Below are 12,003 nucleotides of genomic sequence, written 5' to 3'. Positions count from 1 at the left end.
GTAACCGGTCGCCGTGGCCGCCACGCCGGCGGCAAAACTCTGCGCGCCAACCGCCACGGTCGCTATCTGCGTCGCCGCTGCCCCGAAGCCCAGGGCGACGGATTGGTCACCGGTGGCCACCGACGTCGAGCCCACCGTGGTCGAATACTCGCCGGTCGCCGCCGATTCGGCGCCGACCGCCGTGGCATACGTGCCCGGGGTATACGCCAGCGCGCCCAGCGCGGTGGATTCGTCACCGTCAGCCTGCGCACCGATGCCCACCGATGACGCCGCCAGACCACTGGCGATCGCGCTGGCGCCGATGGCGGTGCCGCCGTCGCCCGCCGTCGCCGCACCGGTGGTACCGGTCAGGATGTTGGTCGCCTCTCCGCCGATCGCCACGCTGTCCGCACCGGTCGCCGTCGCGCCCGCACCGTAGGCCGAGCTGTTGCCGCCGATGGCCTGGGCGCCGTTGCCGTACGCCGAGCTGTTGTCCGCCGCCGCATGACTGCTGCTGCCGGTCGCCACGCTGCCGATGCCGTCAGCCATCGCGTTCGCACCGCTGGCCACGCTGTTGTCGCCCGTCGCGACCGCGCCATAACCGGTGGCCACGGAGAACACGCCAAGCGCACTGCCGCCCCAACCGACCACCGTGGAACCTTCGCCCAGTGCCACGGCGCTCGCGCCTACCGCCGTGCTGTAGTCACCTTCGGCATCGGACTGGAAGCCGTAGGCCGAACTTTCCTGACCGATCGCCACGCTGCTGCTGCCCGTCGCCGAAGAGCCGATGCCCAGCGCCAGCGCACCGGCGCCAAAGGCTGCGCTGTCGTCGGACCCGGCGAAGCTGAGTGCGCCCACCGCCGTCGCACGATCACCGGTCGCGGAAGCATCCGGACCGCAGACGAAGGCGTCGTCACCGGATACCGCACCCGGCGTGCCCACATCGAGCTGGCACGTTGCCGGCAGGTTCTGGGCCGAGGCCGTGGCGACGGGAGCCAGTGCCAGCGCACCAACCAGTGCAACCGCGCCGCAAACCAGCCCGACGGACCCTGCCTTGCCGCGGGTCGAGGCCAGCTCGGAAACGGCAACCATGGCGCCCAGCGTGCGGCTCCATACCTTCCTGTAAATCTTGTTCATGCAACACCTCGGCGGTTATGACATGCAACTCTATGGATGGCACCAGCCATGGCCTGCCGCGATGGCCCGGCCGCTGGTGCGAAAAATTCGGATTTGCCGATCGCCGGCAGACGCGATGCCACGCCTCGGAACGATGCGCCTGCCACGATGCGAAGCAATGGATTGATTGCCTGGCCGCGACAGAAGACCGACCCAGAGGAGCCTGGCAGGACGACCGGAGTCGTCGCTGCCAGGCGATCTGTGGCTTACCGCTGGGTGAAGTTGCCCAGCACCGTCACGCCGCTGTAGTCGGTCTCGCCATATACGGTGAGGTAGTAGGTTCCCGCCACCGGACGCGTGATCATCACCGCTTCGCTGTTGGTGCGGGCATGCACCGACTTCCAGCCATAGTCCGTCGGCGAAGCCTGCGAACCAAGCTTCACGTAGACCGTCACGTCACCCGTGCCGCCCAGCGTGCGCAGGCTCAAGCCCAGCGCCCCGGCCGGTACCTCGAGCGTGTACACCTTGCTCGAAGCCGCCGCACCGGATTGCCCCGGCACGGTGACACCGGCGGAGATTTCCTGCGGCGCAAACGCACTCCACGCCTTCCACTGGTTCAGGGTTTCCGCATCACTGAGGCAGGCATTGAGGCTGCTGGCCTGAGCGCCGGTGATGAGGCCGTCAGTGGCGAGGCCAGCCGCGTAGGCGCGCACCGCCGGGCGATAATCGCCTACCGTCGAAGCAGCACCGGCGATGATCCTGGCGTTGGCGACCACGTTGGCACCGATCACCACACCACCGGGCAGCCAGGTCGGGATACCGCTGTCGCAGCCCAGCAGGCTCTGCGTACCCTCGTTCAACTGCCAGCCTTCGTCCTGGAACAGCGCGGGGGTCAGGTCGAGGTCGATATGGCCCGCCAGATCCGCATTGATGGCGTATTCCATGAGCGCATTGGGAGTCAGGCGCGTGTCGTAGTGCGAGAACGACGAGCCCTGCGCCAGCACGGTCGGTGCGTACAGCTGCACGTTGCCGGCCGCGTCGGCACCGGCCATCTTGTCGCCGAGGACGAGAGCACCGGTCAGACCCGCCAGATTCGCCCGCAACGTGTTGCCGTCAGCCTGGCTGACCGAGATCACCGGGATGCTCGCCGTGATGGCGGGCACGATGGTGCCGGCGGCGTTGTTGGCAATGATGACGCCGGTCGCGCCGGCGGCGATGGCGTTGCCTGCCTTGATGTCGAAAGAGCAGGTGCCGCGATTGACCAGCACGAGATGGCCGGCCACGTCGGCTGCGTTGGTGAACGGGTTGCAGCCCTCGAGGTTGCTGGTGCTGGGCGAAAGCGGGGGACTGATCGCCCCGATGATCGAGCCGCTGAAATTGGCCGGAGTTGCCGGAATCGGGCTGCTGCTCTGGTTGAAGGTATAGTCGCCGGCGGCACCCGCCGGTGCGGAGACACGCAGCGTGGTCACCTTGCCCAGTGCCAGCGGCGCCTGTTCCTTCACGTTGGCGCCGGTGAACACGAGGTTGCCGTCGTTGAGCGCCGAGGCGACACGCTGGGTCGGCGTCATCGCATACCAGCTCATCTGCTGGGTATCGTCGTAGACGAAGGTCGTGTAGATGTCCTGGCGACCGACGCCATCGTTGCCCTGCAGCGGCTGGCCGGTGGTGAGGCTGCCGAAACCGGAGAAGCCCAGGCCGTGGGCCATCTCGTGCAGCACCACGTTGAGGAAGTCGATGCTGCCGGCCGGCTGCTTGCCATCCAGACCGAAGTACCAGCTGGAACCCTCGAGGCAACCGGTGGAACCGAGCGCGCCGTTGAAGCGTGCACGAATGTCCGCTGCACCGTCGCCCGCATCCTCGCCGGCGAGCGAATCAAACAGCGCCGAGTGATACCAGGTATTGGCGACCGCGCCCTGTGGCGCCGGTGCCGCGAAGGAGTAGATGTTGGTGGTGCCCGCCGAGCCAAGTACGCCCGAAGTGGCGTCGCAGCTGAGCTTGGCGAAGCTGGCGCTGACCGTGACCGGAACGTCGCTCTGCAGCACCGCGCCCCAGATGTCGGCCGCGAACTTGAACACGATCTGTGCCTGCTCGCCGCGCGTGGTACCCGGATTGCCACCGACCGGCGTGGCGGGCGTCGGATCATCCAGGCCCTGGCCAGTGCCGACGTCCTGGTTGGAGATCTTGATGTCGGCGGCCGACACCTGGCCAGCCATGAAGATCAGGCCGAGACCGAGGAATGCGTTGAACATGCGGTTGCGACGGATCATTTCGTCACCTCCACCGATGCCGGGGCGCTCTGGGTGTCACCCTCGTGATGGATGCTCAGGCTGCCGTCGGCCCGACGCTCGGCGACCAGGCTGCTCATGAGATTCTCCGGCAAGGCCATGCCCACCGCGGCATGCCCATTCCTGAGCTTGAAGGTATGGAAGGTGGCACGAGCCTCGGCCTCGTTACGCGGCGCGGCCGGCTGGCCAAGGGTGCGCTTCGAAGACGCAGTCGCGGACTGCTGCAGCATCGCCCGCGACAAAGCCGCGCGCTGCTCCGGCGTGGGGGCCACGAGCTGACCGGTCGGCGAAATCGCCACCTGCACGCCCTGCACCGTTACCGATGTTGCCTGCACCGCCGTCTGTGGTTCGGCCGCGGTGGCCGCCGTGGCGATAAGCAGTCCAGCCAGTGCCAGACCCGAACCGCGCGCTACCCATTTCTTGTCCATGCAATCCCTCCCGTTGAAAGCCGCACCTCGTTCGAGGCGTGCAAAAGCCCGTCACGCGCATTTCCACGCGCGCGTTGTTGAATGTCCTGGTTGGGGATTGACGGAATCATGCGAAAGCTCCCCCTTCGCACGACACCTGCCCCACGACGTCAGGAATGTGACGCCGTCGCTTGAAACTATCGCAAGTTCCAGCGGTGGTCAACGCGACTTTTTCCGGGTAACCGGGGACTCGCTGGGCAGATGCGCGAGACCATCGTCCGCACGCGAGCGCGACTACGCGGGCGATCCGCCTTTGATCGCATGCTGCGTTGCGCCGAGAAACCCCGACTCGGCACCTTCCCGGACGGCGGACCTTCATCCATTGAGGCAAAACGTACCGGATGGAGGTACGCGAACAGGGACCCGGCGACGCGGTTCTGGCAACATGATCGACGAATGTCCCGGAAAAACGCATGTCTCTCATCGATATCGGCGCCAACCTCACCCACGAGTCCTTCCATCACGACCTGGATGCTGTGATGCAACGTGCGCATGCGCACGGCGTGGACCGGATGATTGTCACCGGCGCGTCGCGCGACGGCAGTGCCAGCGCCCGCGTGCTGGCGGCCCGGCATCCGGCCCGACTGTTTGCCACGGCTGGCGTCCATCCCCACCACGCCGTGGAATACGACGATGCGACCGACGCGGCGCTGCGCGAGTTCGCGCAGGACCCCGCGGTGGTGGCCATCGGCGAAACCGGCCTGGACTACAACCGCAACTACTCGCCACGCGGGGTGCAGCTGCAGGTGTTCGAACGGCAACTGCAGCTGGCGGTGGACGCGGGCAAGCCGCTGTTCCTGCACCAGCGCGATGCCCACGGCGACTTCGTCGCCCTGCTCGCCCGCTACCGCGACAAGGTTCCGGGGGCGGTGGTGCACTGTTTCACCGATACCGGCGAGGCGCTGCGTGACTACCTGGCGCTGGACTGCCATATCGGCATCACTGGCTGGATCTGCGACGAACGCCGTGGCACGCATTTGCGCGAACTGGTGCGCGAGATCCCGGCGAATCGGCTGATGATCGAAACGGACGCGCCCTACCTGCTGCCGCGCACGGTGCGCCCGCAGCCCGCGCACCGGCGCAACGAGCCGATGTACCTGAAGCACATCTGCGAGGAAATCGCCCGCGATCGCGGCGAAAGCGTGGCCGTGACGGCGGCGAACAGCACCGCGACGGCCGAGGCGTTCTTCGGCCTGCCGCGCAGCTCGTGACAGGCTGCGCAGCGGCGCGGCGGGTCAGTCCGCCAGCACGCGCGTCTCGCCCGGAGCGAGGCCGGCCAGCCGGTGTTCGCCAATCTGCACGCGGATCAGGCGCAGGGTCGGGAACCCGGCCGCGGCGGTCATCCGGCGCACCTGCCGGTTGCGTCCTTCGCGCAGCGTGAGGCTGATCCAGCTGGTCGGGATCGCCTTGCGGAAACGCACGGGCGGGTTGCGCGGCCACAGCCATGTCGGCTCGTCGACGAGCTTCGCCTCGGCCGGCAGGGTCGGGCCATCGCTCAGCACCAGGCCACGCGAAAGCTTATGCAGCGCCGCCTCGTCGACGCTGCCGTCGAGCTGCGCCAGGTAGGTCTTGGCCTGCTTGTGGCGGGGATCGGTGAGTCGATGGGCGAGGCGCCCGTCGTCGGTCAGCAGCAGCAGGCCCTCGCTGTCCTGATCCAGCCGTCCAGCCGCATAGACGTCCTTTTGCACGACGAAATCCGCCAGCGTCGGGCGACCGCGATCATCGGTGAACTGGCAGAGCACGCCGTAAGGCTTGTTGAGGGCGATCAGCATGTGGGCGTGACAGCGCAGCGCATCAGGCCATGTTCAATGCGCTTCGTTTCCGGCGGGCGCCGTCGGCTTGACGAACTTCAGCGTCATCCGGTCCGACTCGCCGATCGCCTGGTACTTGGCCTTGTCCTGGTCGCCCAGGGTCAGGGTCGGCGGCAGGGTCCAGACGCCCTTCGGATAGTCCTTCGTGTCTTTCGGATTCGCGTTGACTTCGCTACTTTCCTCCAGCACGAAGCCGGCATCGGTCGCCAGCTTCACCACGTACGGCGTGGGCAGGTAGCCGCTGCCTTTCACCGCATCGATCACGGCGCCTTCGCTGGCGCGGTGATCGACCACGCCGAGCACGCCGCCGGGCTTGAGCACGTCGAAGAAGGCCTTGAACATGGCCGGCCCGATGCCGGCCGTGCCTTTATCGGCAGCAATCCAGTTGTGCACGTTGCGGAAGGTCAGCACCACGTCGGCCGAACCGGGCGCCCCGAACTTCGGCGCGGCGGCATCGAATTCGACGATGCGGGCATTGCCGTAATGCGCCGGGTCGGCGGCGAATTTCCGACGCAACGCGCTGTCGTCGCTGCGTGCCTCGCTGTCGGCGGACGGGGCTTTCTCCGCGGCGATGTAATGGCCGTTGTCGTTCAGCAGCGGCGCCAGGATTTCCGCGTACCAGCCACCGCCGGGCGTGATCTCGATCACCGTCTGGTCCGGCCGCACGCCGAAGAACTGCAGGGTGGCCTTGGGATGGCGGTAGGCGTCGCGCGCGCGGTTGGCGGGCGAACGCCAGCTGCCGGCCAGCACGCTGTCCAGTTGCGAAGCGGTGAAGTCGCTGGCGCTGGTGGGCGGCACCAGTTCATCCACGGGCTGGTCCGACTCCACCGATCCGGCCGACGCGGCCTGCGCGCGGGCAGGCCCGGGCAGCAGCAGCGCGGATGCCAGCAGCAAGACTGCCGCGATGCCGATCCCGGCAGGTTTCGCCGCTGCGGTTGCACGAATCATGGTCAACTCCCTGGCGTGTGGCGGAACGTTCGAACTTCCAATATCACGAAAACCATGTGCAATCCCGGTGGAGGCCTCAGGACGGACGCGGGCACACCGATTGCAGGCCGTCGATGTGTTCGTGCAGATCCGGCGCGATGCCCTGCCACATCGGGTCGAGGATGAAGTCGATGCCTTCGTAGCGGGCCAGCTTTGCGGCGGGGATGAAATCCGCGTCGCCGGCGATCAGGATGATCTGGTCGACCAGCTTCTTGTAGGTCAGCGCCGCGATGTCGATGCCGATCTTCATGTCGACCTGGGTCTGGCGCATGTCCGGCTCGAAATGGCCATCGTCCAGATCGTCCCAGCGCAGGCTGCCGTCGCGCAACTGCTGGTAGGTACTGCGCTTCAGCTGCCACTCGCCGCGCTCGGACAGGCGCCCCAGCCGCAGCGCCATCTTGCGCTGGCGACGCAGCTGGTCGTGCAGCTCGCGGCGAAACGCGGCAGCGCCGGTACGGCCGAAGTCGACACTGTCGCCGCTGACCGGCTTGATGAAACTCTTTTCCAGCGGCGGGCAATCGTAGAAGAAGATCCGGTACAGCTGTTCGCGCGGGCGGTCGACCGCCTTCAGGTGCTCCAGCGCCATGCCGAACACGGTCTTGGCCACCGCGCGCGCATCACCGGCATCGCGCTCGCCGTAGACCTTGCGATAGCGGGCAAGAAAGAAGGCACCGTCGACGAGGATGGCAGTGCGGCTCATGGAACGACCCTGGGCATGACGTGTGCAGACATGGAAAACGGCGAACGCCGCCAGCGTGGCTGGCGGCGCCCGCACATTCTACGTCAGTAGTGGATCACCGAGCGGATCACCTTGCCCTCGTGCATCAGGTCGAACGCCTCGTTGATGCGTTCCAGCGGCAGCACTTCGGTGATCATCTCGTCGATGCGGATCTCGCCGGCCATGTAGCGGTCGACGTAACCGGGCAGCTGCGAGCGGCCCTTCACCCCGCCGAACGCCGAACCGCGCCAGACCCGCCCGGTGACCAGCTGGAACGGCCGCGTGCTGATCTCCTGGCCGGCGCCGGCCACGCCGATGATGATCGACTCGCCCCAGCCCTTGTGGCAGCACTCCAGCGCCGAGCGCATCACGTGGACGTTGCCGATGCACTCGAACGAATAGTCCACGCCGCCGTCGGTGAGCTCGACGATCACCTGCTGGATCGGCGTGTCCGGGTAATCCTTCGGGTTGATGCAGTCGGTGGCGCCCAGCAGCCTGGCCATCTCGAACTTGGTCGGGTTGGTATCGACCACCACGATGCGCCCGGCTTTCGCCATCACTGCGCCCTGCACCACCGACAGACCGATGCCGCCCAGGCCGAACACCGCCACCGATGCGCCCGGCTCCACCTTCGCGGTGTTCAGTACCGCGCCGATGCCGGTGGTGATGCCGCAACCGAGCAGGCAGACCTTTTCCAGCGGCGCGGCCGGGTTGATCTTCGCCAGCGAGATCTCCGGCAGCACGGTGTATTCGCTGAACGTGCTGGTGCCCATGTAGTGCAGCAGCGGCTTGCCGTCCAGCGAGAAGCGCGACGTGCCGTCGGGCATCAGGCCCTGGCCCTGGGTCACGCGGATCTTCTGGCACAGGTTGGTCTTGCCGGACAGGCAGAACTTGCACTCGCCGCATTCGGGCGTGTACAGCGGGATCACGTGGTCGCCGACCTTCAGCGAGGTGACGCCCTCGCCGACTTCCTCGACGATGCCGCCGCCCTCGTGGCCCAGGATCACCGGGAACATGCCCTCCGGATCGGCGCCGGACAAGGTGAACGCGTCGGTGTGGCAGACGCCGGTGGCGACGATGCGCACCAGCACCTCGCCCGCCTTCGGGCCGGCGACATCCACTTGCTCGATCGACAACGGCTTGCCTGCTTCCCAGGCGACGGCGGCGCGTGACTTCATGGTTTCAGCTCCTCACAGTCGAATGCACAACGAAGAATGATGACTGGCGCAGAGCGTTTTCGAAACCGTTTCAGCCCGGGGCAACGCTGATCAAGGAGCACCGTCGTTGCCGGGCACCGGCAGATTGCTGCAGTAATCGTCGGCTTCGGCCAGCAACCATTGGCGAAACACCTGCAGCCCCGGATGGTCCTTCGAGCGCGCCGGATACACCAGCCAGTACGCATCCTCCACCGCCAGATAGCGCTCGCCCAGCACCATCAGCCGGCCGGCGTCGATCAGCGACTTCGACATCACCATGCGCCCCATCGCCACACCGAGACCTTCCAGCGTTGCATGTCGCAGCGCATCGAAGCTGTCGAAATTCGCCACGTAACGGCGCGGCGGCGAACCGCCGACCTTGGCGAACCAGTCCTTCCAGCGACTGGACGGATTGGGATCGCCGAGCAGCGGCCATTGCGACAGGTCGTGCGGATCGGCGCCGGCCATTTTCGCCACCAGTTCCGGCGCGACGACCGGCGCGATCCATTCACCGAACAGGCGTTCGCTGTGCAGGCCTTCCCACTTGCCGCGCCCGTAGCGCAGCGCGGCGTCGACCGGCTCGCGCTCGAAATTCACCAGGGAGGAGCCCGATTGCAGGTTGAGCTCCAGTTCGGGATGCGCGGCAACCAGTCGCGGCAGCCGCGGCACCAGCCAGCCCGACATGATTCCCGCGCTGGCGCTCAGCGTGAACGTGTCATGCGCCTGCTTGCGATAACGCAACAGCGCATGCTCGATACGATCGAGGTGCTCGCCCACCGCATCGAGCAGGCTGCAGCCCTCGGTGGTCAGCTTCACGCCACGCGGCCCGCGTTCGAACAGGCGCTGTTCCAGTCGCTCTTCCAGCTGGCGCATCTGATGGCTGAGGGCGCTGACGGTGAGATTCGCCTGGGCCGCCGCGCGCGACAGGTTGCCTTGCCGGGCAACCAGCACGAACTGCTGCAACAGACCCAGCGGCAACTTTCCCATCTTGAATTTCCCTCAAGCCTGGCTTGCGAATATATCGCTTTTTGGCGATCTGTGACGTGCGTATCTTGAGCTCTCCCCAAGACGCAATCCTCCCGAGGAGGCTTCCCATGAACTCGTTGTGGAAAGATCTGCTGTTCCTGCACGGCCATCTGGTGCGCAAGGAATACCTGGACTGGCAGCCCGACGCACCGGCCAAACCCCCGCAAGATGGCAAGCAAGTCACCCTGGCCAAACGCACCGTGATGGCCTGCTGCGCGCACGTGTGGCCGCGCATGGCGAGTCCACGCTGAACCCGACCCGGGCTTGAATACCGCGGAGATGCAGCCACTTCGGCTGCATCGCTCATCGCTATCCGGGGTATTCCATGCACCAGCGCCCGCTCGGCAACTCGCCGCTTTCCATCGCCCCGCTCGCCTTCGGCGGCAACGTGTTCGGCTGGAGCGCCGACGAGAAGCGTTCATTCGAACTGCTCGATGCCTTCGTCGACGCCGGCGGCAACCTGATCGACACCGCGGACGTCTATCCGGCGTGGGTGCCGGGCAACCGTGGCGGCGAATCGGAAACCATCATCGGCAAGTGGCTGAAGCAGAGCGGCAAGCGCGACCGCGTGGTGATCTCGACCAAGGTGGCCAAGTGGGCCGAGCAGCCGGGCCTGTCGCCGGTGAACATCCAGCAGGCAGTGGACGGTTCGCTGCAGCGCCTGCAGGTCGACTGCATCGACCTGTACCAGGCGCACGAGGACGACGCCAGCGTGCCGATGGAAGAAGCCCTGGGCGCCTTTGCCCGCTTGATCGAGGCCGGCAAGGTGCGCGTGATCGGCGCGTCCAACTTCAGCGCCGCCCGTTTCGCCGACGCGCTGGCGATGTCGCAACGGCACGGCCTGCCCCGCTACGAAAGCCTGCAGCCGGAGTACAACCTGGTCAGCCGCGCCGGCTACGAGCAGGAACTGGAACCGCTGATCCGCCGCGAGAACATCGGCGTGATCAGCTATTACGCGCTGGCCAGCGGCTTCCTCAGCGGGAAATATCGGAGCGCGTCAGATCTCGCCAAGAGTTCGGCACGCGGCGGCGCAGTGAAGAAGTTCCTGAACCCGCACGGCCTGCAGGTGCTGGCCGCGCTGGACGCGGTGGCCGCCGCCCACCACGCCACTCCCGCCCAGGTCGCACTAGCCTGGCTGATCGCCCGCCCCGGCCTCACCGCGCCGATCGTCAGCGCCACCAGCGTGGAGCAGCTGCGCGAATTGCTCGGCGCCACCGGGCTGCAGCTGGACGACAGCGAGATCGCACGACTGGATGTCGCCAGCGCCTGACCGTCCGTACGGATCATTCCGGCGCGTCGACCTGGTAGCCCTCGGCGCGCAACGTGGCCAGGTAGCCGTCAGGGTTCAGCAGCTCGTCCATCGGCAGCAAGGCGAAGGTCTGCGCGTTGGCCGTCAGCGCCTTGCGCGCGGCCGTCAGCCAGGTGGTGCGCAGGCGTGCCGGCACGTCGCCGAGACCCAGTGTCTGCGCAAAGCCGGCGCCGGTCACCGCCGCCACGCAGGCGTCACGGCGATCGCTGTCGGGCAGTCGGCGCAGGGTTTGCAGGTCGCCGGTGGCCCAGGCGTTCGCCCGTGCGGTCATCGCCGGCATGTCGTGCTCCACGCTGTCCAGGGTGCGGATGAAGCAGGTGGTGTCGTGTGGCGCCGCCTGCCTGAAGGCCTTGATCGCCTCGCGCGGATGCTCGATCACCACGCGATAGTCCACCGGCACCTCGGCCACGCCGTGCTGTTTGGCCAGGCCATCGATGCTCGCCTGGATGCCACCGGAACGACTCAGGCCGTTCGCCTTCAGCGCCTTGTGGTAAAGCTCCTCCGAGGCGAACAGCGGACGCCAGCGCTCGACGCCGCGATCGCGGCCGATGTACTTCTGCTTCAACACCAGCCAGCGTGCATGCACCGGCGGCGGCAGCACGTCCTGCAGGCTGCGACCGTCGTCGTTCTTGCGCGCGCTGTACGCCGAGGGCAGCAGGAAGAGCTTGCCGAAGAAACCCACCTTGGCCTCGAGCCTGACCGCAGGCGCCAGCAGCACCTGTTGCGAGGCGGCGATCACCTGCTCCACCTCCTGCGCCTGCCACTGCATGTCGCGGGGCAACGGCGACAGCGTGCCCAACACCCACATCACGTGATCGCCCTTGCTGACCTTCCACAGACCCGGCCCGGGTTGCACGCCGCTGACCACCACCATCGGCAGGTCGGCGACCGGGGACGAGGCGGATGACGCCGGCGCCGGCGCGGACGCCGATTGCGCGAACAGCGGCAGGGTGACGACCAGCAGCAGCGGACACAGCCCTTGCCAAACACGCATCGCGAAAACTCCCTCTCCAGATGATGACCGGCGATGCCGCGCGACCCGAAGGCGGGCGCGGCCGTAAAGAAAAACGGGGCGCCGATCGGCGCCCCGTTTCCGGCACGGACCGGCT

At 67.0% G+C, this 12,003-nt stretch carries 12 protein-coding genes; 3 read left to right on the top strand and 9 right to left on the bottom strand.

Annotated features, from left to right (window positions below; translation table 11 throughout):
* The 3 genes from AC3A56_RS12905 to AC3A56_RS12895 form a co-directional block, all read right to left on the bottom strand.
* A partial coding sequence (locus AC3A56_RS12905) for an ESPR-type extended signal peptide-containing protein (RefSeq protein WP_487770597.1) occupies positions 1-1,116 on the bottom strand: 1,116 nt, incomplete at its 3' end.
* A gap of 245 nt (positions 1,117-1,361) precedes the next feature.
* Positions 1,362-3,362: a PA domain-containing protein gene (locus AC3A56_RS12900; RefSeq protein ID WP_487770596.1), complete on the bottom strand. Its 2,001-nt coding sequence runs from the start codon at positions 3,360-3,362 to the stop codon at positions 1,362-1,364.
* Positions 3,359-3,808 (bottom strand): post-PEP-CTERM-1 domain-containing protein, encoded by a 450-nt coding sequence (locus AC3A56_RS12895; protein ID WP_056713871.1) that lies wholly within the window; start codon positions 3,806-3,808, stop codon positions 3,359-3,361. Before AC3A56_RS12895 ends, AC3A56_RS12900 begins: the two co-directional genes overlap by 4 nt.
* Positions 3,809-4,260: 452 nt before the next feature.
* Here AC3A56_RS12895 and AC3A56_RS12890 point away from each other — a divergent pair, with 452 nt between their 5' ends.
* Positions 4,261-5,058, top strand: coding sequence for a TatD family hydrolase (locus tag AC3A56_RS12890; RefSeq protein ID WP_056713873.1), 798 nt, complete (start codon positions 4,261-4,263; stop codon positions 5,056-5,058).
* A gap of 24 nt (positions 5,059-5,082) precedes the next feature.
* Here AC3A56_RS12890 and AC3A56_RS12885 read toward each other — a convergent pair whose 3' ends face one another.
* From AC3A56_RS12885 to AC3A56_RS12865, 5 genes are all read right to left on the bottom strand, one after another.
* Positions 5,083-5,619, bottom strand: a complete 537-nt coding sequence (locus AC3A56_RS12885) for a pseudouridine synthase (protein ID WP_056713875.1) — start codon at positions 5,617-5,619, stop codon at positions 5,083-5,085.
* Between the two features lie 33 nt (positions 5,620-5,652).
* Positions 5,653-6,606 carry a class I SAM-dependent methyltransferase gene (locus AC3A56_RS12880; RefSeq protein WP_487770595.1) on the bottom strand — a complete coding sequence of 318 codons (954 nt, stop codon included), beginning with the start codon at positions 6,604-6,606 and terminating at the stop codon, positions 5,653-5,655.
* A gap of 76 nt (positions 6,607-6,682) precedes the next feature.
* Positions 6,683-7,345 (bottom strand): NYN domain-containing protein, encoded by a 663-nt coding sequence (locus AC3A56_RS12875; RefSeq protein WP_056713878.1) that lies wholly within the window; start codon positions 7,343-7,345, stop codon positions 6,683-6,685.
* 83 nt (positions 7,346-7,428) lie between these two features.
* Positions 7,429-8,541 (bottom strand): S-(hydroxymethyl)glutathione dehydrogenase/class III alcohol dehydrogenase, encoded by a 1,113-nt coding sequence (locus tag AC3A56_RS12870; protein ID WP_487770594.1) that lies wholly within the window; start codon positions 8,539-8,541, stop codon positions 7,429-7,431.
* Between the two features lie 90 nt (positions 8,542-8,631).
* A complete protein-coding gene (locus tag AC3A56_RS12865; RefSeq protein WP_487770593.1) occupies positions 8,632-9,546 on the bottom strand; it encodes a LysR substrate-binding domain-containing protein in 915 nt (304 codons plus the stop codon).
* Between the two features lie 107 nt (positions 9,547-9,653).
* Here AC3A56_RS12865 and AC3A56_RS12860 point away from each other — a divergent pair, with 107 nt between their 5' ends.
* Both AC3A56_RS12860 and AC3A56_RS12855 read left to right on the top strand, forming a co-directional pair.
* The gene (locus AC3A56_RS12860; RefSeq protein ID WP_487770592.1) at positions 9,654-9,836 is read left to right on the top strand and encodes a hypothetical protein; all 183 of its coding nucleotides are present in this window, start codon (positions 9,654-9,656) and stop codon (positions 9,834-9,836) included.
* A 74-nt stretch (positions 9,837-9,910) separates the two neighbouring features.
* A complete protein-coding gene (locus AC3A56_RS12855; RefSeq protein WP_487770591.1) occupies positions 9,911-10,855 on the top strand; it encodes an aldo/keto reductase in 945 nt (314 codons plus the stop codon).
* Between the two features lie 13 nt (positions 10,856-10,868).
* Here AC3A56_RS12855 and AC3A56_RS12850 read toward each other — a convergent pair whose 3' ends face one another.
* Positions 10,869-11,888 (bottom strand): TraB/GumN family protein, encoded by a 1,020-nt coding sequence (locus tag AC3A56_RS12850; RefSeq protein ID WP_487770590.1) that lies wholly within the window; start codon positions 11,886-11,888, stop codon positions 10,869-10,871.
* Between the last annotated feature and the right edge of the window lie 115 nt (positions 11,889-12,003).

Source organism: Rhodanobacter sp. Soil_C_14, assembly GCF_057657335.1.
Note: the sequence above shows the minus strand (reverse complement) of the source record. Positions and strands in the feature narration are given on the sequence as shown.